The 22087-nt window shown below is 38.1% G+C and carries 21 protein-coding genes; 8 read left to right on the forward strand and 13 right to left on the reverse strand.

All coding sequences use genetic code 11. From position 1 onward, the window contains the following. Nucleotides 1-39 precede the first annotated feature (39 nt). The 5 genes from BM192_RS20605 to BM192_RS00435 all read left to right on the forward strand — a co-directional run bounded on the left by BM192_RS20605 (nucleotide 40) and on the right by BM192_RS00435 (nucleotide 5346). Nucleotides 40-837 carry a leucine-rich repeat domain-containing protein gene (locus BM192_RS20605; protein WP_051759814.1) on the forward strand — a complete coding sequence of 266 codons (798 nt, stop codon included), beginning with the start codon at nucleotides 40-42 and terminating at the stop codon, nucleotides 835-837. 16 nt (nucleotides 838-853) lie between these two features. Next, the gene (locus tag BM192_RS00420) at nucleotides 854-1900 is read left to right on the forward strand and encodes a hypothetical protein (RefSeq protein ID WP_074963858.1); all 1047 of its coding nucleotides are present in this window, start codon (nucleotides 854-856) and stop codon (nucleotides 1898-1900) included. 6 nt (nucleotides 1901-1906) lie between these two features. Next, nucleotides 1907-2470, forward strand: coding sequence for a LemA family protein (locus BM192_RS00425; RefSeq protein WP_037440101.1), 564 nt, complete (start codon nucleotides 1907-1909; stop codon nucleotides 2468-2470). Beyond that, a complete protein-coding gene (locus BM192_RS00430) occupies nucleotides 2454-2822 on the forward strand; it encodes a hypothetical protein (protein WP_037440103.1) in 369 nt (122 codons plus the stop codon). The genes BM192_RS00425 and BM192_RS00430 overlap by 17 nt, the downstream gene beginning before the upstream one ends. 136 nt (nucleotides 2823-2958) lie before the next feature. Further along, nucleotides 2959-5346 (forward strand): ABC transporter permease, encoded by a 2388-nt coding sequence (locus BM192_RS00435; protein ID WP_037440155.1) that lies wholly within the window; start codon nucleotides 2959-2961, stop codon nucleotides 5344-5346. A 153-nt stretch (nucleotides 5347-5499) separates the two neighbouring features. Here the strand turns inward: BM192_RS00435 and BM192_RS00440 are convergent, their stop codons facing one another. The 11 genes from BM192_RS00440 to BM192_RS00490 all read right to left on the reverse strand — a co-directional run bounded on the left by BM192_RS00440 (nucleotide 5500) and on the right by BM192_RS00490 (nucleotide 16895). Further along, entirely contained in the window at nucleotides 5500-6456 is a 957-nt protein-coding gene (locus BM192_RS00440; RefSeq protein ID WP_037440105.1) for an SDR family oxidoreductase, read from the reverse strand. 47 nt (nucleotides 6457-6503) lie between these two features. Continuing rightward, nucleotides 6504-7238 carry a hypothetical protein gene (locus tag BM192_RS00445; protein ID WP_037440107.1) on the reverse strand — a complete coding sequence of 245 codons (735 nt, stop codon included), beginning with the start codon at nucleotides 7236-7238 and terminating at the stop codon, nucleotides 6504-6506. A gap of 100 nt (nucleotides 7239-7338) precedes the next feature. Further along, the gene (locus BM192_RS00450) at nucleotides 7339-8082 is read right to left on the reverse strand and encodes a phosphatase PAP2 family protein (RefSeq protein ID WP_037440109.1); all 744 of its coding nucleotides are present in this window, start codon (nucleotides 8080-8082) and stop codon (nucleotides 7339-7341) included. 79 nt (nucleotides 8083-8161) lie between these two features. After that, a complete protein-coding gene (locus tag BM192_RS00455) occupies nucleotides 8162-8926 on the reverse strand; it encodes an SDR family oxidoreductase (protein WP_037440111.1) in 765 nt (254 codons plus the stop codon). A gap of 112 nt (nucleotides 8927-9038) precedes the next feature. Next, complete coding sequence (locus BM192_RS00460) at nucleotides 9039-9944, reverse strand: helix-turn-helix domain-containing protein (RefSeq protein ID WP_170844834.1); 906 nt, start codon at nucleotides 9942-9944, stop codon at nucleotides 9039-9041. A 144-nt stretch (nucleotides 9945-10088) separates the two neighbouring features. Beyond that, nucleotides 10089-11726 carry a PepSY-associated TM helix domain-containing protein gene (locus BM192_RS00465; RefSeq protein ID WP_037440113.1) on the reverse strand — a complete coding sequence of 546 codons (1638 nt, stop codon included), beginning with the start codon at nucleotides 11724-11726 and terminating at the stop codon, nucleotides 10089-10091. An 8-nt stretch (nucleotides 11727-11734) separates the two neighbouring features. Further along, nucleotides 11735-12016: a hypothetical protein gene (locus tag BM192_RS00470; RefSeq protein WP_037440115.1), complete on the reverse strand. Its 282-nt coding sequence runs from the start codon at nucleotides 12014-12016 to the stop codon at nucleotides 11735-11737. A gap of 1 nt (nucleotide 12017) precedes the next feature. Then, nucleotides 12018-12350: a hypothetical protein gene (locus tag BM192_RS00475; protein WP_037440117.1), complete on the reverse strand. Its 333-nt coding sequence runs from the start codon at nucleotides 12348-12350 to the stop codon at nucleotides 12018-12020. Nucleotides 12351-12420: 70 nt separating this feature from the next. Continuing rightward, complete coding sequence (locus BM192_RS00480; RefSeq protein WP_037440158.1) at nucleotides 12421-13641, reverse strand: DUF4374 domain-containing protein; 1221 nt, start codon at nucleotides 13639-13641, stop codon at nucleotides 12421-12423. Between the two features lie 58 nt (nucleotides 13642-13699). Next, nucleotides 13700-16162: a TonB-dependent receptor gene (locus BM192_RS00485; protein ID WP_234797475.1), complete on the reverse strand. Its 2463-nt coding sequence runs from the start codon at nucleotides 16160-16162 to the stop codon at nucleotides 13700-13702. A 19-nt stretch (nucleotides 16163-16181) separates the two neighbouring features. Further along, nucleotides 16182-16895, reverse strand: coding sequence for a DUF4198 domain-containing protein (locus BM192_RS00490; RefSeq protein ID WP_037440118.1), 714 nt, complete (start codon nucleotides 16893-16895; stop codon nucleotides 16182-16184). Between the two features lie 278 nt (nucleotides 16896-17173). Here BM192_RS00490 and BM192_RS00495 point away from each other — a divergent pair, with 278 nt between their 5' ends. Further along, complete coding sequence (locus BM192_RS00495; RefSeq protein WP_037440120.1) at nucleotides 17174-17806, forward strand: helix-turn-helix transcriptional regulator; 633 nt, start codon at nucleotides 17174-17176, stop codon at nucleotides 17804-17806. Continuing rightward, on the forward strand, nucleotides 17806-18597 hold the full coding sequence (locus tag BM192_RS00500) for a DUF3307 domain-containing protein (protein WP_037440122.1): 792 nt from the start codon (nucleotides 17806-17808) through the stop codon (nucleotides 18595-18597). Before BM192_RS00495 ends, BM192_RS00500 begins: the two co-directional genes overlap by 1 nt. An 8-nt stretch (nucleotides 18598-18605) precedes the next feature. Here BM192_RS00500 and BM192_RS00505 read toward each other — a convergent pair whose 3' ends face one another. Both BM192_RS00505 and BM192_RS00510 read right to left on the reverse strand, forming a co-directional pair. After that, complete coding sequence (locus BM192_RS00505; protein ID WP_037440124.1) at nucleotides 18606-20552, reverse strand: LTA synthase family protein; 1947 nt, start codon at nucleotides 20550-20552, stop codon at nucleotides 18606-18608. Nucleotides 20553-20630: 78 nt separating this feature from the next. Then, nucleotides 20631-21488, reverse strand: a complete 858-nt coding sequence (locus BM192_RS00510) for an NAD(P)-dependent oxidoreductase (RefSeq protein ID WP_081857497.1) — start codon at nucleotides 21486-21488, stop codon at nucleotides 20631-20633. Nucleotides 21489-21643: 155 nt separating this feature from the next. Here BM192_RS00510 and BM192_RS00515 point away from each other — a divergent pair, with 155 nt between their 5' ends. Beyond that, nucleotides 21644-22072 carry a hypothetical protein gene (locus BM192_RS00515; protein WP_037440126.1) on the forward strand — a complete coding sequence of 143 codons (429 nt, stop codon included), beginning with the start codon at nucleotides 21644-21646 and terminating at the stop codon, nucleotides 22070-22072. Nucleotides 22073-22087 lie beyond the last annotated feature (15 nt).

Below are 22087 nucleotides of genomic sequence, written 5' to 3' on the forward strand. Positions count from 1 at the left end.
AATGGCCCGGCTTAGTTTTTGTTAGTTTGAAAATTCTATATGACTACATCAGCTCTCCTCCTTCAAATTACCTCCGCGGGTTATTTATTTCTGATAATCTCATTGCTGTCTATTGGACTTGCAAAATTGTGGCTCGTAAAAAAGAAGAAATCGGGAAACGGCATTTTATTCCTCGTTTCCATACTTATTTGGTTTGCATTAATGTTGCCCGGTATGATTAGTCTTACATTCTTTGAAAATGGCAACACTCTTATAAGAGCTGCAATTGTTCTATTCTGGGTGTTAGCCGCAGGTCTTGGCTGGTTTTATAGCAGGTCTAAAAGAACTTTTTCTGCAATTTCCGTAATGATGTCGTTATTTGTCGGAATAGGTTTCCTAATGTTATTAGGCATGATGGGTGGAATGGGTTATTTTATCTACCTACGAATTTTTACTCATGAAAAAGACGATGCTCCTGTCTGGGCAGTCTTCCTTTGCATATTTTTTCTGGCTGTACTTTTATTAATTCTTTTGGGCAAGTTATTCGAAGGAAAATCCCGTAAAATTGATAAGACTGAATATAATAATCTACAGGAAGCACTACAATTTCCTGAACTCGTTTTTAATCTGGACTTGAGTGGACAGAATTTAAGTTCATTTCCCACACAAATTTTTAACTTCCCAAATCTCACCGAATTAGACTTGAGCAATAATCAATTTACAACTCTTCCAACTGAGATTGGAAAACTGAAGAAACTGTCTAAAATAAGATTAACTAATAATCCACTTACTGACCAGGAAAGAGCCAATTTGCGCAGAAGTCTGCCGCAGGAACTTGAACTGATATTCCGAAATTAAAGCTGAACCAATATCTATGAACGAACTATTAAAATTCTTCAGCAGCCAGCAGATCGATACACCGGTCCTAATATTTCTTCTTATTTTCAGTGAGGGTATTGCATTATTTTACACATTGATTTTCAAGGGATTATACAACATTAACATCCGTCCTAAATACCTATTTTTCATTACACATCCGCTTCTGGTTGTTATAGCGTATCTGGTCCGTCCTGGGTGGGCTTTACTAATTGTAAGTTTATTATTTGTATCAATCTTCTTAATCGGAGTAATTGGAATGGTCATTTCAATTTTCAGAAGTAGTAAGGAGAATAAAGAAACCGACAAGCGTTTTAATGATAAATATCAAACACCGAAGAAGGGCAAATTTCAACGTTCGATCCAGTCGATAGGTGTGTTTGGATTTCTAATAATAGGGTTCTGGTTATATTCTGAAGGCAAATTATCATTATTGCTGCTCATCATACCGCTAATATTTATTCTTGATTCAATCTTTTTCCCAACTTCCAGAACACGCTTTTACAAATTACAGGCGATATTACCGACTTCAAAAATGAATGCTGTAGCAATGGGTTTGGTCGAAGTTGCCGGGGACCTTATTGAGTTAGAACCTTTAATCTCACCTCATTTTCAAACGCCCTGTATAGGGTATTCCATTCGTATAGAACAGCGTAGGCGTGATAAAGATGGAAATACCACATGGAGTAATATATTTTCTGAACGAAAAACAAGTACTTTTAGAATCAAAGATGAAACCGGTTCTGTCTTAGTTAATGGCGATGGGCTCGATTACTATATACAGCGGGTAGACAAAGAAGTAGAAAGTGGTGATAAACGATATTATGAAACCTACCTTAAAAATGACGATTATCTTCTGCTGATTGGAAAGGCGACCAGTAATAACGGTGAAACGTTAATTCAGAAAGACGATCATCATGGGGTATTCGGGGTTGCATTTCCTCATGAAGTGGCCATTAAGAATAAGTTCACCCCTTTATACAAATCCTTTTTTACTACCTTATTTTTCATTACACTTATAATCATATATATCATTATATCTTAAGCAATTATGACTGCACAAAACATCGCATTAATAGTCGGATTATTACTAGTAATAATCGCCCTGAGTTTTTTCATCGGCATATTTAACAAGCTGGTCATGCTTAAAAACAATATCGAGAAAGCATTCATGAATATAGATGTGATTCTCAAGCAACGAGCCGATGAAATTCCCGAACTGGTAAAGGTCACTTCTGCTTATATGGAACACGAAAAATCTATGTTAACGAATCTAACCAGATTACGAACTGATTTCATGAATTCGACAACAATTGATGAAAAAATAGCAAATTCTAGTGAACTGGCTAAGGCAACCAAATCCTTATTCGCTGTTTCTGAAAATTACCCTGCGTTGTTGTCGAACAATAACTTTCTTGAACTTCAAAAGCGGATTTCACAAATGGAAGATAAAATAGCAGACAGACGAGAGTATTATAATGATAGTGTGAACCTTTATAATATCGGAATACAGGAGTTTCCAAATTTACTTTTGGCCGGATTACTAGGGTACCGTCAGAAGAATCTGTTTATCATTTCGCAGGAAGAAAAAACTTACAATGGGATTCAACTTTAATCAGTTTTTCGGATATGAAAGTGGTATTAACCAACATCCTGAGCAGGTATTGATGTACGGCTTTGCAGCAATAATTTTTGGCGTTCTAGGCCTCACGTTTGTTGCGTTTATCTTCAGGAAAATAAAATTAATTGCAGTAATCGACCATCTGATAGCGCCACTGATTATATCCTTACTCGTATGTCTGGTAGTTGCGATATTACCCACACTGATCCTTTACCTGCTCGCCAGTAATATCAGTGGTGTAAAACTAATCTATTGCTGGATTACAATTTTCACTGGTATAACTTTTTTTTGCTTCTCAAATTACCAGACTATTAAAAATTGGGCAAATCATTGGACAAGAAAGTAACTGTACGAAATTGTTCATTTCTTGTCCGAAAATGTACGATAAAAAATGAACACTATACATAAACAGCTAGTTATCAATTATTTAAAACTACAATTGATAGTGGCATAGCTTTTAGATGATTAGAAAAAAACGTATTATGTTTCGATTGAATCTAAAAATTGCGTGGCGTCATCTCTGGAAAAACAAAACATATACCTTAATTAACATAACAGGTTTATCCATAGGCATAGCTGGCTGTATGCTTCTTTTTGTTTTCCTGAATTATCAGCTGAGTTTTGATAAAGGTCACAAAAATGGGGATAGGATCTACAGGTTTGTCACCCATTGGAACTATTCTGGCACTGAGGATTATTCAAAAGGAATCCCGTTACCGCTTGTTCAGGCAGTCAAAGACGAAATTTCCGGTTTGGATAAAGTCACCCCCGTGATCGGCAGAGGAGGAATTATATATATCAAAGATGAAAGTGGTAAGATAGTACTCAAAACACGAGAATCTGTGTATTATACCGATCCGGAATTCTTTGAAATATTCGATCTTCCTTTCAACGCCGGTAATCAAAAACTGGCGTTGTCCGAACCTAATACGGTCATTCTTTCAGAGAATATGGCAAAGAAATTTTATGGAAGCACTGACAACGCTATGGGTAAGAGCTTTCTTTTTGGTAAAATAAATCTGCTTGTTACCGGAGTATTTAAGGATATTCCTAAAAATAGCAGTTTGCCATTAGAGATCGTAATCAGCTATGAAACGTTTAACAGCAAAAAATTCATTAATTGGGATGGAGTCAATTCCGCGATGGAATGTTATGTTCTGTTGAAAAAAGGGTTAACCCCTGCTGATTTAGAAGCGCCAATCGCACGTTTTAATAAAAACCATTATCAAAACCAGCAAATTTTAGGAAATCAGGAAAATAAATTACAGTCGCTGGCTGATATTCATTTTAATGACAAGTATGGAAGTTTTGCAGAAAGCTCTATCACCAGAAAAGAAATTTACGGACTTAGTCTGATTGGTTTATTTTTAATACTCACCGCTTGTATCAACTTTATAAACCTTGCTACCGCACAAGCTGTTAACCGATCAAAAGAGGTCGGCGTTCGTAAAGTCATGGGCAGTGAAAGAAAACAGCTGGTTATCCAGTTCTTAACAGAAACATTTTCGATTACTTTGATCGCCTTATTAATCGCCTGTGTCATTACAGAACTAAGTTTACCTGCAATGGAGAATCTTTTCAAAGGCAAAGTCGAACTGAGCTTATTCAGTGATCCGATAATTTTCCTTTTCATGGCTGTATTGGTAATTACCATTAGCTTTTTAGCAGGCTTCTATCCTGCTGTTGTTATCTCAAATTTCAACCCTGTTCTGGCAATAAAAAATAAGATTTCAATAAACTCTAATGGATTGAATCTGAGAAAAGTTCTTGTTATCTTCCAATTCTCTATAAGTATTATACTGATCATTGGTACGCTGGTTATCATGAAGCAAATGAAATATTTACGAGAAAAACCATTAGGCTTCAACCCAGACGCAGTGGCTTTAGTCAATTTGCCTTCTGACAGTCTCAGTCAACTGAAATACAGTTCATTCAAAGAAAGACTACTAAAAATCACAGGCATAGAAAATGTTAGTTTTTGTCAGGGTGCGCCTTTATCAAATGATATCACAACTTCCGATTTCAGTTATGATGGAAAGAAAAATCAGGATTTTGAACTTAGAAACTCCAAAGCAGATGAAAACTATATTGAATTATTCGGTTTAAAACTGATCGCAGGAAAGGTTTTTAAAAAAAGTGATACTATAAATGGCTGCGTGGTCAATGAAACATTCTTAAAAAAGATGAATATCTCAGACCCTGAACAGGCTATTGGAAAGGAATTGATTACCAATGGTTATAAAATGCCTATAACAGGCGTTGTGAAAGATTATAACGATCTCTCATTACAGCAGAATATTTCGCCTATCGCCATTTATCCTCAAAAAGGCGAATATTATACTGCGGCAATTAAAATGAATAGTCTGGAGTTAATGCAGAGCATGAAGGATATTGAATCTTTATGGAATGAAAACTATCCCAATTCAATCTACAATGTTAATCTTCTAAATGATGAAATGCAGAATTACTATGAAAATGAAAGAATTACAGGAATGATTTTTAATATATCTACAATGGTGATCCTTTCAATTTCTTTTATCGGCCTTTTCGGACTGATTTCTTTCGTTGCCGTGCAAAGAACTAAAGAAGTTGCGATCAGAAAAGTGCTGGGTGCATCTACAACCGAGTTGGTTAATATGCTGAATAGTTCATTTATGACGATGGTGTTAATCGCCAATGTTCTTGCCTGGCCATTGGCGTATTTATTCGTTTCGCACTGGCTTTCAGGCTTTGCTTACCGGATACAGCTTAATATATGGCCATTTTGCTTTGCATCACTAATCTCCGTACTGATTACATTATTGACAATAAGTATCAAATCCTATCAAACAGCAAAAGGAAACCCGGTTAGGGCCTTGAAATACGAATAGTGAGATTATGGAGCCTGCCACACAATCAAGCATTACGTTTTTGCTATCATGTGAAGCTGTCTCCTAAAAACAAGGCATCGAATTAGACGCGACTGATTCTATTCGTCTTCAAGGTTAAGAGTCAATACCCTAATTACATATCAGTTTAGCGTTTTATTTTTTGCGGAGCAACATTAGTCCAGCTGCAGAAAGCATCAATAATCCAGCTGCAATATATTTTCTATGCGCTTTTGGTTTTCCCGGGACACCCCATCCTCCATGTACCGCGTTTCCATATTTAACAGTATTAAAAATGTTCCCGTCAATCTTCTCTATGGGTTCTGCGCGGTTCAGATAAGTACTAATCACCTTAGCGGTAATTCTGCTGGTTAAAGCTGGAAATACAGCATAGGCATAGCGGAGTAAAATGGAAGCACTTCCTACCATAACTTCAGATTTTGGATGGGCTGCGAGTTCTGCTATCGCAATTGCAAGCCTTGCAGGATCATAAACAGGAGGTGCAGGCCGAATACTCTTGCCCGTATAATTTGCGGCATGCTGAATACCTGGTGTATCTAAAAATGCAGGATAGGCATCACATATATGTATCCCGCTAAAGTTAACCAGCTCGGCGCGTAAGGACGCCGAAAACCCTCTCAGACCAAATTTACTTGCAGAATATCCAACACCATAAGGAACCGGCAGAAAGCCTCCGATAGAAATATTATTAATCAATACTCCCCGCCCCTGACTTTTAAAATATGGCAGTACTGCATGTGCTCCATGAATATATCCCATTAGATTAGTACGAATAACCTGGTCTAGCACTTCAACCGGAGTATCTTCAAAAGAACCTGCTGCCAGTACGCCGGCATTATTAATCCATATATCAATATTTCCACCGAAATCGGCAGCCGCTGAGGCCAGGTTTATCACATCTCCATAACTGGTTACATCTGTATACACACAAATAGCCGTTCCACCCATTGATTCACATTCTGCTTTAACTTCCTCAAGTTCATCGATGTTTCTGGAAGCTAAAACCAGATTATCCTTTTGAAGAGCAAATTCATAAGCTATTGCTCTTCCTGCACCGCTAGAGGCACCCGTAATTACAACTGTTCTATACATAATTTGAATTTTATGTAAAACAGGTCCGGTATTAAATGGTTTTGGAATTAATGCACATAAAGCTTTTGTATCCCCTCTATGAAGTAACTAGTACGTCTGGTTGTTCCTGTATCTTTTCTTGTCACTTCCTGATCGGTCCCCTTAAGTTCTTGTTGCTGATATACTTCATAATGCCGGCTTAATTCGTTTCGTTTTCTCCACTTGAGGAAATCAAAACTATAATTCCGGCATTCTTCTGTGATTTTCTCCAGTTTTTTTAAAGGAATATATTGAACAATACTCTCCGGATGAACCTTCGCCCGAAATAGCACCTCATTTTTAATGATATTTCCAACCCCGCTGAATATCTTCTGATCCAGCAGTACATCACATATTTTCTTATTAGGATGTTTTTTCAGCTTTTCCAGTGCGCTTACTGCACTCCATTGCTCATTCATCACATCTGCTGTCCAGTCATACAATGTATCAAGGGGTACATCAATGCGTTGCACCGTACATACATAAAAATAAACACTGTCATCATTGAAATGAAGTGCCAATTTTGGATTCACTTTTTTGGGCTCATGAAACTGGTAGCTTCCAAATAATCCCAGATGTATTCTGATGCTGAAATCACTAAAACAAATAAAAAAATTCTTTCCCCATGTTTTAAAATCCAGAATCTTCCGATGGGCAATTGCTTCCATATCCACATCAGCATAACCAGAAGCCTCAGCTACAACTTTATTTTTGAGATAAGACATCTTTTCTTTTAGAATAACAATAGACGGACCTTCAGGCATACTTAATTGAATTGATAAAGTAATACCTACAATCTTTTAAAGGGTGCATTTGTTTTCAAAATATTAGTTAATGGTTCTGTAAGTGTACCGATTATATAACTTACAACCTCGCATTAAAGGCCAAACCAAACGTATGATTCTGATATGCAGGAATAAGATTATACTGCTGCGCCTTAGTTCCAACCACAAGTTTTTTAAGTTTAGGATAGATTATATAGGCGAGCTTGGTGGATATAATCCCTACACCGGCCCCAGTGACCACATCACTTAACCAATGCTTATTATTATACATTCTTAGGACCCCGGTCGCGGTCGCTACTGTGTATCCTGCATATCCATACCAGGGAGAAACGTCTTTGTATTCCTGCATCAGAAACTCTGCGGCGGCAAATGCATTAGCAGTATGGCCAGATGGGAATGAATTAAAGCCACTGTGGTCCGGACGTTCCCGATTGGTCATACGCTTCACGGAAAAAACTGTTCCACTCATAATCGCCTCTGAAAGCAAGTAAATACCGGTAGCATCTACCAACGAATGTTTACCCTTAATACCGGCCAGGTTAAGTCCATAGACGGCGACAGCGGGTGCAAATTGCAGATAATTATCTACATGAGCGGCAAATAAAGGATGGTCTTCCTGCAGCTCATTCCGCGTCGAAAAATCCAGATGACGGATGGGAGAATTACAGGAGAGTGATACCAGCCCATATCCGACTAGCACGGCAGGAATAATAAAAGAAGAAACTTTAGGCCGGTAAGCAAGTGAATCAATTACCTGTGCTTTGCCAATAACGGGGCAAAGAATGTAGAAAAGAAGAGATAAACACAGAAGTTTAATACGCATAAATACAAGATTTACCGCTAAACTATATGCCAATTATGGAGAAAATCTGTATTCTACTTCCGGCCCTTTGTCCCGTACTTTACAGATTCATACCACCAGAAACTTCAATACGCTGAGCATTAACCCATTTTGCATCTGCAGTACAAAGAAAAGCTACAACCCCACCAATATCATCTGCGCGCCCTACCCTGCCTAGTGCAGTAGCATTAGCCAGATATTGATTGACCTGTGTATTATCCCGTACAACTCCACCTCCGAAATCTGTCTCAATAGCTCCTGGAGCGACAACATTTACAGCGATACCTCTTTTACCCAACTCTTTAGCCATATACTTTGAAAGCACCTCAATTGCTCCTTTCATGCTCGCGTATGCCGCTAGTCCGGATCCCACAAAGCGGGTTAATCCTGTTGAAATATTAATTATTCTACCACCATCATTAATCAGTGCGACCCCTTTTTGGGTGAGAAAGAATACACCCTTGAAATGAATAGCCGATAACAAGTCAAACTCATCTTCTGTGGTATCCAAAAAAGCACCACCGAGCCCGACACCCGCATTATTGATTAAAAAATCAAATTTTTCAGCCTGAAATTTATTTTGCAACTGAGATGATAACTCTACAAAAAAGGAGTCAAAGCTCTTTACATTGCCTGTATCCAGCTGGACTGCCAGTGCTTTCTGTCCATTCTTTTCAATCTCGGCTACGACGTCCTGCGCTTCGTCCTTTTTAGAATGGTAGGTTAATATTACGTCTATTCCTTTTTTAGAAAGACTTATTGCCATGTCTTTGCCTAATCCACGGCTCCCACCAGTAATTAATGCGATTTTGTTTAAAACTGCCATTTGATATGAATTAATGATATTATAAACCCAAAAGTCGATATTTTACCACATTGCTGCTTGCAAACATCAATCCATTGTTTGCAAAATTCAAATTATCAAATTCAGGTTTAGATCAGGAACGAAATTCTACTGGAGACAGTTTGGTTTGTTTTCTAAAGAAATTGGAGAAATGTGCAATCTCTTCAAATCCAAGACAATAGCTTATTTCTGAAATGTTCCAGTCTGTTTGTCTAAGCAGTAATTTGGCCTCCCTGATTATCCGGTCTGATATAATTTCGGTTGTCGTTTTTCCTGTCTGTTCCTTTAAAACTTTATTCAGGTGATTGACATGTACAGACAACCGGTCAGCATAAGCCTTAGCTGTGCGTAACTGGAGTTTCTGCCCGACTGATTCGATTGGGAACTGCCGCTCCAGGAGCTCTTCAAACAAAGAAGACACCCTTGCAGAGGCAGTATGCATTGGATATGAAGCAGATGCTGGCTGTAATTTCTGACCATAATGAATCAGTTCCAAAATATAATTACGTAGCAAGTCAAATTTGAAAGTATAGGCTGATGATAACTCACTGATCATCTTTTTAAAGATCAGTGCAATTTCAACACTTCTTTCCGAAGAAACCTCGAAAACTGGGTACCCTCCCGCTTTAAATATGGGTAATTCGTCAATGGAAACGCCATTGCGGCCTGGATTTAAGAAATCTTCCGTGAAAATACAGAAATAACCAGATTGGTCTGGCCCCATAGGAATCCAGTTATAGGGGATTTTAGGCGTAGCGAACAATAATGCGTATTGATCAATCTCGATTATTTTATCTGCATACTCAGCTGTATCTTTCCCGCAAATCAGGCTGATTTTATAATATGCCCGGCGGTTATAAGGCATTTCGGGTTTACCTTTCATTTGAGCAATAAGTGCTTTAAGGTCGAACACATCGAAATGTCCGATTTCCTTGCTGTTCAAATCCGGTGCTCCGGCAGAAACATCCTTATAGAAATCATTTACCGATATTATTTTCATTTTGCCAGATTAAATTCAAATGTAAAAAATAACGACTGAATACATACGATTAAAGCGAATCCTGAAATGTTGCAAAGAAAAAAGGTGTGAGCTCAATATACACCTATTGACCTCACACCTTACGAAATTATTAATAAGATATCTCTACGTAGTTTCAGCCTGTTTTTTCTGTCTCTGACGAATCTTATAAAAGCTGATAAAACCAATCATAGCCAGTGCAATACTAAAAACGTCGATAAAAAGAATATCCACGGCACCCGATGCATAGGTATTCCAAATCCAGTTACCCGTACAAATTCCATTCGCTATTGGAATACATAAACTGAATATACTTCCCAGTAAAATCGTTTCCCGGTTTGTGCGGTTCAGATCTTTACGAATAACATAATACATTCCAAGTATCAACCAACTATAGAAATAGAAATGGTAGATAAAGTCCTGATCCGCTGCGCCATTAACCTTTACTGCAACGAGGGTTAATGCAGTTACAGGAAACATAGCCAGGCAACCGGCCAAAAATATATTTGCAAGCCAGAAATTAAACTTACGCTTGTAGGCCGGAATATTATTTTTGTCTCTGGCAACTAGCCAGACAAGTATGCCGGAAATAATAACCACACATCCCATTATACCTAATACGAAGTAAATTATTTTCAATGCATACCCCCCATAATCTCCAAAATGCAATCTGTAAATCAGACTACGAACCTTGTCTACATACGTTACATCAGTCAAAGGTGACTTATGAAAGACTATCTGATCGTTTTCTACCTTATAAATAATTTTACCGGTACCAGCAAAACTTTCCTTTTTATTTGCAGTACCTTCTATAATGATATGCATAGACGTATCACCATAGTTTTTAATGGAAACATTCTGAATGAAGGGGTCCTTCCATAACTTCTTAGTACGGTCTACATAAGAGTTCACATCTACTTTCTTATTCAGTGCATGATAAGAATAGTTGTATTCCCGTGAATCAGAATAACCTAGGTCCTGATACAGCTTATCTGCTTTTCCACCGTAAAAAATTGTGCTGAACGGCGTAATTATTACCACATTAAAAATCAGGATAATACCCGTTATAGCGTAAATAAACTGATATGGGAAGCCAATCACTCCCAATGCGGTATGTGCGTCGGTCCATACGGTCTTTACCTTTGACCAAGGCCGGAATATGAAAAAGTTAGATACAATTTTATCCCAGTGCAGCATTAAACCTGTAATCAAGGCAAACAAGAAGATAAATGAAACCACTCCCGCCAATAGATAACCAAAAGGGGTTCCTAATCTAACAGGTACTGAATTTAGCTGTGCTAAAAAATGGAGTCTGTATAAAAACTCACCCATATCATAAGATTGCTGATAAGTTGAAGAATTGCCGTTAATGAAGTTGTATTTAAAATACGCACCATCCCCGCCTCTGCCACGACCTCTGCCTCTTCCTTTTCCAACTTCTTCAGCATGCTTTTTCTTCGGTACAAGTGTACTGTCTTTAGAGGCAGACATATCCACATAACTGTCAAAGGTATGTTGCTGAAAGTAAAGTGAGATGTCCCTGCCGGTCAGATTATGTTTCTGATTTAAAGAGTCCAGAAGTTTATTGTAAACAACAGGCTGATTCTCGTGTGCGCTGTAGGAAGTATTACTTTGCCATGCTGAAATCTCTTTTTTAAAGAAGGAATAAGAGCCCGCAAAAAATATAACATAAAGCAGAGCACAGATAATAATACCGCTTATCGTATGGGTGTGAAAATAAATATTATACTTTCTGATATTCATGATTTAGATTATAATTTCAATAAAATTGGAAGAGCGAAAAGGACGGTTAGCAATATATAGTATAGCCATATTTTCCAAGCTTTTTCAGCTAAAAAAGCCAGTAATAAGAGAACCGCCCAAAGAATATATCCGGTAATTCCGGCAGTAATAACTACATCTTTAGGCTCAAAAATGTAACCGAACAAATGATGAAAGGATATCATAACTGCATATCCTCCGATTACACCAGCTGTGATTTTAAGAAACCTCTGGACAGGAGATTTAGTCAGGTATTTTTTATTAGCAGGCATATTAAAAGATAAAAAGTTCTAAACCGGCAAACAGCACGTATAAGATCACTACATGCTTAGTCGAGAGATAATGGAAAGGAAATAAAAGGACTATTAAACTACCCATGGCCATCAATATCACAATAAAGCCAAAAATTCCTGAAGCCAAACCATTTATACAGATCAGAATCAGGCAGGAGATTAACATCATTGAAAAACTTATAACTCTGGTCAGCACCGGTTGTGAGGCCATCTTAACCACCCAGTCAGTTTTCGTTTCCCATTTGCTTTTTTTGGAAAGATTATACAAGAGCAAAAAGGCAACAAAAAGCAGTAATACGATTGTAGTATACATAAGATTTAAATGATGATTAGCCCGCCAATTCACATCAGCGGGCTAATCAATTGAACAGAGAGATTAATTCTTATAATTTACTGATGGAAGTAATTGTACCGCCTTCAACTTTAAGTCCTTGCGTAGCAGTCGCTGTCACTGCATCAATTTTGTATACAAAGCTGCTTCCGTCTTTTAATGTTACCCCCATATAAGCCGTTCTGCCATCTTTAGGCGTAAAGTTATGATCAGTTACACTTCCGATCTTATCAAGGTCAGGCATACCGGTTACCGCTTTAAACGTTTTATTATTTACATTAACGATCCCAATATGAACGCCTGTATTATATGCGCCTTTTTCTGCGGCTGTAGTTGCATTCACTACAAAATTCCCACCACCAATGTAAATCCAGTTTGTTATGTTCATTCCACCAGATGCATCTTGAAAATTAAAGTAATAGTTTTGATCAAATTCTGTAGTACCAGCATTAATACGTGTAATTGCTGATGGCTTTTTAGAGCTAAATACACCTCCGGTGGTTGCCACAGAACTTGAAAATGCATAAGTATCTCCATTTTCTAATACGCCCAAGCCGTCCACGAAATATCTTCCGATGAAGCTGGTACGATTGTCTTTGATAATTTTTTCTAGTTTCATGCTCGGATAATCATAAACAGCTACCCAGGCACTATCCGGATAATTTGTACCGAAGCCGTCTGCACAACAAGCCTTAATAGAAAAATATGGTGCAAACACCTTATTGTTAACTTGTTTTAACCAGGAGAAATGTGCTGTTTCGCCATTACCTGTTAAATTGGCGACATCTAACTGGCCTTCACTAGTAATTAGCAATTTATCTGTATCTACTTGGTACCAGTTTGCTTTGTTGCCATATGTTCTCGGAATTTTCACCAATAAAAGGTCATTATTTACCGGAGCAAATGCCTGAACCGTTTCAGTTTGAAAATTAGATAATTTAGATAATTTCCCGTTCTGAATATTATAGGTAGTTACAGCACCCGGGTTTCCCTGGCCATACAGCATGCTGAAAAATTTATTGTTTGTTGTCACATAATAACGAAACGTACCATCCTGCTCCAAACCATTTCCAGCAGTAGAAAGTGTACCGGATTCTAAGTTATCGGCTGTAAGCAAATAATCTGCGACTCCTGTTGAGGCGACCGGAGTAACTGTTAATATATAATTCCCTTTATTCTCTGATATTAGATCATTCGATTTATCTTTTGAACAAGAAGAAATTCCGGCTATAAGAGCCATTGCGTAACATGCATTTTTTAAAGTAGATTTCATTTTCATTTATTGTTATGGTATTTGATGAGATTTGTATTAGTCTTGAGACCGTTGTTTATTAGGCAGTCTTGTTAATGAAGTATCTTAATTTGAGGTAGAATGCTCTGCTTGGTTTCTGTAAACTGAAATTATCATAAAGCAGGGCATCATTGAGGTTCTTACATTCAGCTGAAATGTTATAACGCCCATTTTTTAAGCTGTAAAGTAAATTGACATCATGTGATAATTGCTTAGGGATACCATATTTATCACCAGATGTACCTCTGCTGGGCCAGTATAAATAAAAGGCATGTACGTAAAGCAAATTGTACCCAAAACTTAGGTTATTGCCCTTTTTGCCTACATTTTTAAATGAAAAAGCAACGTCACCATTTCCATATAAGAAAGGAATATTAGGCATTCTGTCCTTATAAACCGGACTTAAAACCGGAGGATTTCCCTCATATTCCTGTTGATTTATAATATTCTGATAGGTTACATTTACACCGGCTGTAAGCCAGTCTTTAAAAGAATACCGGGCCTCTATATCGCCACCAAAATTGGTTACCCCGTCTCTGTTGCCAGCAACTAATTTGCTCTGGTTCTGGTTAAACTGGTAATAGATAAAGTTGCTTGCATTCCTATAAATCGCATTTGCTGATATGGAGAATCTGTTGACATCCTGCAATGAAAATGAGTACATTAAACCAACATTTACATTGTCACTAACTTCTGGCTTCAGATTCGAATTTCCTTCAAAATTTTCTACATCTCCGAATATCTCAGTAGCTTCAGGCATCCTGTTTGCTTTTTCATAAGATGCTTTCAGTTGAAGATTTCTATTGAAATTATAGCTGGTCGCCAATCCATAGCCAAATTGGCTTTGAGTAGTTGTCTGATTCAAATTTTGCTGCCCTACAATGGAATTCTGAATAATATATTTACTGAAAAGATTTAAACTCCAATGGTCTGCCGTATTAAACATATAGCCCAGCCCCAAAATGTTTTTATTTGTTTTCTGCTTCTGCTCATAGGCATTATTGGATGGGTTGATCTCATCAGAGCCCTTGCGGTCGAAAGTAGAAAACACGTTACTTAAAGCAAAAGAGTGATTGTCATTCAGCTTATAGTTTAGCATCGTTGTTGCTAAACCGGCGTTATTACCATATTTGTACATTGTTCTTGTTCTTTCAGAACCTTTACCCTCATACTGTTTGTAATTTCCAAACCAGTCATATCGCCGATAAGCCGTATCAATATTTTGTTCTTTACCGAAATTGTAATTCGCATTAAAATTCAGATCCAGACCTTTGATCAGATCCTTTTTCTGGTATTTTAACGTAGGCATTATCATATTACCACGACGGTGCCATTGTCCGAAAACAGAGACCATCCTGGCGCCGGTCTGAATCTCTTTATAGTTTTGCCCGAGCGTTACGCCAAATAATAATTTATCTGCAAAAGATTTGTCCACTACACCAACATTGGCAATTACAGTTTCGTTATGGTACTGATCGTGAAAGCGTTTTACCCTTGTTCCAGGAGAATATTGTCCAGTATTAATGTCAGACGCATCTACAGTAACTTTATAATTATTGTCAGAAAAATTCTGAAATGCATTTAATTGAACTGTAAATCCAGATTTGGAAGTTGCCGCAGCATTAATAACACTTCTATGCGTATTGAATGAACCAATAGAATAGGATACGTCTATATAATTACGAAAGCGGTCTCCGGTTACAATGTTAACAGCTCCACCCAGTGCATCTGCACCTAACCACATAGGTACGACTCCCTTATAAACCTCTATACGCTCGGCAATATTAATCGGGATATTATTAATCTGAAAAGAAGAACCGAAGTTATCCATGGGTACACCATCCAGAAAAAAACGAATATGGTTTCCAGAAAAACCATTTAGCGAAAGATTAAAGTTAGAACCCAAGCCTCCTGTTTCCCTGACACGGACACCTGCGACCCTGTCGAGTGCACCTGCAATATCCAGGGTAGAATTATGCATTTTAGTCGCATCTAAAGCCGTCACATTGAAAGCCTGCCTGTTAACTTCAGTTACTTTTGTCCGGCCCACTACATCAACATTCTTTAGTTCATGTGTGGTAGCATCCATTACAAATTCAATTCTGTTTTTTTGTTTTTCGCCAATAGTTATGGACTTACGAATAGGCTTAAAGCCGATATATACAATAGAAATCGTATAAGATTTGGGTATGATCTGATCAAAGGAAAACTCACCTTTATTATCTGTAACCCGAATATATTCTCCGATTTTAACAGTAGCACCAGGTATAGGTAAACCATCGTCCGAGCTTACCGTTCCTGAGAATTTTTGAGTTGCATTCTGCTGCGCAACTAACTGCTGATTATGAAATAAGATCAACAATATAACAAGTAATAATTGCTTAATTTGCATATAACTTTTAATGTCATTTAGGAGTTGACGCTTGTAAAAGCGTTGTACGACAGTTTCAGCTGTCTTACAGAATAGAGAGCCCCATGGTTTGAGATTGCCGTCTCTTTCCATGGGATCTTTGAATTAATATTTATAGCACATACATTACTGTTGTTGCACCCTGCCATGTACTTTCATAGGCGTTACCATGCAGCTCACCCTCTCCTTTTTTGAAATTAGTTGCTTCCAGAACATATTTCCCTTTCCAAATTGGTGAGAAAGTTATTTCACCCGCTTCATTTGCGGTGAATTCTTTAGCCCAGCCGTTTTCTGAAGTCACGATTACTTTACCCTTAGCTTGTGGAGCTCCGTCCATAAACACTTGTATTTTCGTTGGCGATGACACTTTAGCCTGCGTTTGAGAAGTAATAACTTTTAAAGAATTTTCGATATGATTGTGTCCGGATACAGCCGATTTACCAACGTTGACAGCAGCAACAGAAGAAAATTCATATTTAGTTTTACCCGCAATTTCCTTCGCATCGTGTACTACAGTCAGATAATATACGCCATCTGTTTCAGGTGTGAACTGCGCTACAAAGTGATCATCTTTTTGGCTAACAGTGACTTTTTCACGTTTCTGATCGGGACCAATAAGCCATAATGTAAACTCTTTTACATCCGAATACCATTTATTAACTGGTTCGATCTCACCAGTAGCAAATTCACCATAAAAGATCTTAACTTCCTGGCTCTTTCCTTTCTGGCCATTTGAATTTGCTTCAATCCACAGGGCGTGCGCATAACTAGAGTTAGAAATAACCAGCATGACAGCCAGGACCAATAAGGTTTTAATTGTTTTCATAATATTATTTTATAATTTGTTCGCATTGTCAATTATGTCTCCTAAGGCTCTATCCTTATTTAGATTTAATATAAACAGCGCGAATATAGGATACATAATCCGATGTAGAAAGACTTTTCTTGTTTTTTTTTCCGCTACCGGGAGACAAAAGATGATGTTTATATAAATGATCATGTATAGATCAAAAACACTATAATATAGATTTATAGATAAATTACTCTATATATTCAAAATATAGACTAAAAACACTATATTGTTGTTGTATTTAACTTACCGTGATGGAAACACAAGCAGTAATTACCGGAGATATTATCAATTTCACTAAATTATCTCCGATAAAGAGAAAGCAATTGGTTGAAAGTACAGAAATACTGATCAAGAACTGGACAAAGAAAAAGAGCAATGCTGAAATGTTCAGAGGAGACAGTTACCAGGTACTTTTTGACGACCCGACTAAAGCAATTATTAAAAGCATCCAACTAATCTGCTGGTTTAAAACAAACTCAGATCCTACGGCTCATATATCCATAAGCAGCAGAATTTCTATAGGCATCGGAGCAATCTCCTATCAGGGGAAAAATGTACTGAGTTCAGACGGGGAAGCATTTCATTTGTCAGGAAGAAATTTTGATAAGATGAAAGAACATGAATATCTTACCATACATACCAATGATCAGGAGAAGAACAAAGGCATAGAAATTATTCTTAACTTCATGAATAAATATATCGGCAGCTGGACTACCGGGCAGGCAGAGGTTATCCTTATGCTGCTTGACGGTCATACCCAGCAAGAGATTGCAGCTGCATTATCACTCTCCCAGCCTTCTGTAAACAGCAGATTAAAATCTGCCGGCTGGAAAGAATTTGAACCTGCCATTAACTATATTGGAAATTTAGCTACACAGAAATAATGGAAATATCGCTGTTACTGAGATTACTGATTGCACACCTGTTGACAGATTTCATTCTTCAGCCCAACAGCTGGGTGAAAGACAGAGAATTAAAAAAGGGAAAATCGGGCAAGCTTTATCTTCATGTCGTAGTGACGACAGTAGTCGCTTATATCTTATCCGGAAGATACGATAACTGGATAATCCCCACAGTCATTTTCAGTACGCATTTATGCATAGATTATATCAAAGCAAAAGCGGGAAAAGATAATTTCACCAGCTTCATCGCAGATCAGATCGCCCATGTTTTTGTAATTATTATCCTTTGGTTATCTGTTGAAGGACGCTGGGGTGAAATTCCACTGTTTACACATCAGTTATTTAAAAGGGATTTATTCTGGATCGTGGCAACCGGATATACTTTTGTCAGCTGGCCACTGGGCATTATCATTGGGAAGGCAACACAAAAATGGAGAGATCAGATCAGCCGGGAGAAAACCAGAAATACAACTCCGGAACAGCTAATCATCGAAGACAGTATTCCAGCTGAAATACCAAAAACAGAAGAACAGGAACTTGGACTTGCTAATGCCGGAAAATGGATTGGTATCTGCGAACGGATTCTAATTCTCACATTCGTACTCATGGCACAATATACGGCGATTGGTTTTCTAATGACAGCAAAGTCTATTCTCCGTTTCAGTGAAAAAGAAGTAAACACCCAACTTAAAACTGAGTATATACTCGTTGGTACATTGGTTAGTTTTGCGTCTGCTGCATTAACCGGTGTATTAATTAATCTCCTTTTATAAGGTGCAGTTTACTGACGAAGCCCACCTGTTTTAAATAAATCATAAGCGGTCTGATAATAAGCTATAGCCTTGTCTGTTATAGCCGGGGGCAATGAATGAGGTATCTGTTCGTTTCCGCTCTTCCGGTAAAGAAATGTTTCGACTTTCTGCTGCGGCCCCAGAATAACCAGGCTGTCATTTTTAAGATAGGCTAACTTTTGATAAGTACCAAATACCGCACGCGGTGAGTATGACGGATCCAGCACATCCTGCCCAAAAAGATTACTTTGATAACTCCAGCCAAACAGCTTGAATAATGTAGGGTAAAGATCTATCTGCGAACAAAGTTTATCAATAACCTGCTTTTTTTTTCCTGGCAGGTTGAGTACCAAACAAGGAATGTGATATTTACTGATATCTATCTCATTTTTACCTGCACTGCTGGCACAATGGTCCGCTACGATTATCACAACTGTATTTCCATACCATGGCTTTTCAGCTAACTGCTTCAGAAACCTGCCAATTGAATAATCTGTATAACGTACAGCAGCCTCCCTGCTCCCCCCGGCTATATCAATTCTTCCCGCTGGAAAAGTAAAAGGACGATGATTAGAAGTTGTCATCACGAAATTATAAAACGGCTTCCTGGTTTTATAAGCTTGGTCTGCCCCCCTGATTACTGCATCAAACAGATCTTCATCACTTATTCCCCAGGCATTTTCAAAATGCACTTGTTTGCCCTGAATAAGGGTACGTTTAGTCAGATACGAATCACCCATTTTAATATTTCGTCCCCGGTCAGTAATGTCAAAACCGTTACTTCCAAAATATTCATTCATATTGTCAAAGTACCCGTCCCCACCATAGTAAAAAGTACGGCTGTAACCCGCATTTTTAAAAATCTCCCCGACGGTGTTTAAATTTTCATTATGTGCTCTTCTTACAATACTATTCCCTGGAGTTGGCGGAATAGAAAGTGTAAGAGCTTCCATGCCCCTTACCGTCCGTGTCCCTGTAGCCAGCATATTTGTAAAGAGCAAATTGCTGTCTGCAAGTGCATCAACAACCGGCATGAGATTTTGATTATTTCCGAAATGTTTCATGAAATCAGCGCTTAGACTCTCCACTGTTATCATAATCACATTTGGCTTGTAAAGGATTCCATTTCCAGCTATATTCCTCTTAATAGTATGGCCAACAGCGACAAATTTCCCATCCTGCAAATCATTTTTCATCAATTTATAGGCCTTATCCTCCGGTATCACAGCATAAAAATCATTATAGTTCAGCTCATTATTCTTAAATGCTGCAAAGAAAGAATAGATCCCGGCTTTGGAAAGCTCATTACTATACCGGTTGGCACCAGATTCGGCCGTTGAATTATTCAGAAACAATACATACAGCATGAGTATACCTAATAACGAACATGAAATACCCAGCCTGCTTTTAAATGGCATAACTGATTGAAAAGAATTTCTAAAAACCTGCTTTCCCGAAAAGACAAATAAGACCACTGCCACCAACAGCAATACGCCAGAGAAAAGTAAAGGCAGCGGGTAAGATTCATTGATATTATGGATAACTTCATAAGTATAAATGAGATAATCTACAGCAATAAAATTAAATCGGCTTTCAAACTCCTGCCAAAAGGTGAGTTCAGCAAAAAAAGAAAAGAAAGAGATGAGTAATAACAGGAAGATAAAAATGTAAGTTATCGTTTTATTTCCTCTGCTATTATTCCACCTCACAGGTAAAAATAGAAGATAAAGATTATAAAACAGCGTTAAAAATAGCGAAACGCCAAAATCATACACAAAACCCAGAAGGTACAAATGCAATATATCCGTTAAGCTGAAACTTGCTTTGGAGACAGAAACTACCAGTAATCCGGTACGCACTAGAAATGACACCAGTAAAAAGGTAACTATAAACGCAAATAATACGCTATATCTACCTTTCATTAGTCTATTAAACATAAAGATGGTCTTTTATGCAATAGTAGAACTCAATTCTGGATTAATTCTGAATTAACGGGCGAAAGCGAAATGTAAAATTTATTTTTTGTTATCCAGATATTTTACAACAGCCATCAGATCTTCATTACCCAAACCCGACTGCATCGCAGCGGAAAAAGTATCCAGTACCGGATTTGCAAGCGGGGCATCAAGACCTGCCTGTTTGGCAAGTTTGAGATCCTTTACAATATACTTCAGCGCAAAGGCAGCAGGGAACTCACCCTTAATTATAGAGGGTGTTTTTAATTGCGACATCTTGTTGCCACACGCCCCCTCGTTAACGATCTGAAGCATACGCTCCTTATCAATACCATTACGCTGGGCGAATAGCACTGTCTCTGCCAGGGCTTGCGTCTGGACAGCCAACAAGTAGTTAATTGCCACTTTAGCAGAACTGCCAGCCCCATGCCCACCAAGATGTAAAGAAAGTTTCCCTAACACCTCAAATAAAGGTAAGGCCTGCTGATAATCTTCAGACTCGCCACCTACCATAATAATTAAAGTACCCTCAGTGGCTGGTTGCACGCTACCTGATACTGGAGCATCCAGAAAACTTACTGCATGGCTTTGGCACAATCCAGCCAGATAAACAGAAGTGGCCGGAGCTACTGTACTCATATCAATCAGTAGTTTTCCTTGCCCGATACCTGAAAGCAGCCCATCTTCATATACAGATTTAACAGCGTTATCATCCGCTAACATCGTAAACACAATATCGCAATCCCGGGCCAATTCTTCTAATCCGGCCGCAGAAACCGCGCCAGCAGAAACAAGTTCATCTTCCTTTCCCCTGCTGCGGTTAAAAACCTGTAATTCGTACCCCGCTTTAAGAATATTTGCCGCCATGACATTTCCCATATTTCCCAGGCCTACCCAGCCTATTTTCAGGTTTTTCATATTTTATAACTTTTCTAAATTCTTCGGTTATTATTTAAACTGATAAATCAAATTTACGCAACACTTTATTTAAAACAGCATTTCAGACAAACTGACAAATCAGCCAATTTTATAAAAAGGCATGATTTTGGTTGAGAAGCATCCTGAACCTATTCATGCTAAAAAAACTACTTTTACTTAATCTGGCTGCCGTTTCCACTACATTTATTGAAGTACTGTGGGCCGCCCCGGATACCCCTTCAGGGGTTGATATGAACCAGTCTCCTCTTTCCTATATAGAGTATTTGTGTCTTTATGCAGTGGTTATCATCAGTTCAGTTTTTTACTTTGCTGAGAATAATAAAATTACAAAACGCAGGCAGTCCTTCATCTATGCGGGTGCCCTGGTTATATATTGGTATGCCGTTAATTATGTAGAATTCGAAACCCGCGTAGCCAGCTGGAGTACATATTCCACCGTGGAGACCTGGATGCATGTAACGCTAATCTCGACAGTCCCGTTAAGCTGCTGCATTTTACTCTTCTTAATTTCAGTCTATTTTATTCAACATACAAAGCAGACCAGGCAGCTGGAATACGATTAAGGCCCCAATGCCAAA

Origin of the sequence: Pedobacter antarcticus (assembly GCF_900112985.1) — a bacterium.
Taxonomy (GTDB): domain Bacteria; phylum Bacteroidota; class Bacteroidia; order Sphingobacteriales; family Sphingobacteriaceae; genus Pedobacter; species Pedobacter antarcticus.

Excerpts from the sequence above, each read along its gene's own strand:
- BM192_RS20605 (WP_051759814.1), top strand. The coding sequence starts at position 40 with ATGACTACATCAGCTCTCCTCCTTCAAATTACCTCCGCGGGTTATTTA.
- BM192_RS00420 (WP_074963858.1), top strand. The coding sequence starts at position 854 with ATGAACGAACTATTAAAATTCTTCAGCAGCCAGCAGATCGATACACCG.
- BM192_RS00425 (WP_037440101.1), top strand. The coding sequence starts at position 1,907 with ATGACTGCACAAAACATCGCATTAATAGTCGGATTATTACTAGTAATA.
- BM192_RS00430 (WP_037440103.1), top strand. The coding sequence starts at position 2,454 with ATGGGATTCAACTTTAATCAGTTTTTCGGATATGAAAGTGGTATTAAC.
- BM192_RS00435 (WP_037440155.1), top strand. The coding sequence starts at position 2,959 with ATGTTTCGATTGAATCTAAAAATTGCGTGGCGTCATCTCTGGAAAAAC.
- BM192_RS00440 (WP_037440105.1), bottom strand. The coding sequence starts at position 6,456 with ATGTATAGAACAGTTGTAATTACGGGTGCCTCTAGCGGTGCAGGAAGA.
- BM192_RS00445 (WP_037440107.1), bottom strand. The coding sequence starts at position 7,238 with ATGCCTGAAGGTCCGTCTATTGTTATTCTAAAAGAAAAGATGTCTTAT.
- BM192_RS00450 (WP_037440109.1), bottom strand. The coding sequence starts at position 8,082 with ATGCGTATTAAACTTCTGTGTTTATCTCTTCTTTTCTACATTCTTTGC.
- BM192_RS00455 (WP_037440111.1), bottom strand. The coding sequence starts at position 8,926 with ATGGCAGTTTTAAACAAAATCGCATTAATTACTGGTGGGAGCCGTGGA.
- BM192_RS00460 (WP_170844834.1), bottom strand. The coding sequence starts at position 9,944 with ATGAAAATAATATCGGTAAATGATTTCTATAAGGATGTTTCTGCCGGA.
- BM192_RS00465 (WP_037440113.1), bottom strand. The coding sequence starts at position 11,726 with ATGAATATCAGAAAGTATAATATTTATTTTCACACCCATACGATAAGC.
- BM192_RS00470 (WP_037440115.1), bottom strand. The coding sequence starts at position 12,016 with ATGCCTGCTAATAAAAAATACCTGACTAAATCTCCTGTCCAGAGGTTT.
- BM192_RS00475 (WP_037440117.1), bottom strand. The coding sequence starts at position 12,350 with ATGTATACTACAATCGTATTACTGCTTTTTGTTGCCTTTTTGCTCTTG.
- BM192_RS00480 (WP_037440158.1), bottom strand. The coding sequence starts at position 13,641 with ATGAAATCTACTTTAAAAAATGCATGTTACGCAATGGCTCTTATAGCC.
- BM192_RS00485 (WP_234797475.1), bottom strand. The coding sequence starts at position 16,162 with ATGGAAAGAGACGGCAATCTCAAACCATGGGGCTCTCTATTCTGTAAG.
- BM192_RS00490 (WP_037440118.1), bottom strand. The coding sequence starts at position 16,895 with ATGAAAACAATTAAAACCTTATTGGTCCTGGCTGTCATGCTGGTTATT.
- BM192_RS00495 (WP_037440120.1), top strand. The coding sequence starts at position 17,174 with ATGGAAACACAAGCAGTAATTACCGGAGATATTATCAATTTCACTAAA.
- BM192_RS00500 (WP_037440122.1), top strand. The coding sequence starts at position 17,806 with ATGGAAATATCGCTGTTACTGAGATTACTGATTGCACACCTGTTGACA.
- BM192_RS00505 (WP_037440124.1), bottom strand. The coding sequence starts at position 20,552 with ATGTTTAATAGACTAATGAAAGGTAGATATAGCGTATTATTTGCGTTT.
- BM192_RS00510 (WP_081857497.1), bottom strand. The coding sequence starts at position 21,488 with ATGAAAAACCTGAAAATAGGCTGGGTAGGCCTGGGAAATATGGGAAAT.
- BM192_RS00515 (WP_037440126.1), top strand. The coding sequence starts at position 21,644 with ATGCTAAAAAAACTACTTTTACTTAATCTGGCTGCCGTTTCCACTACA.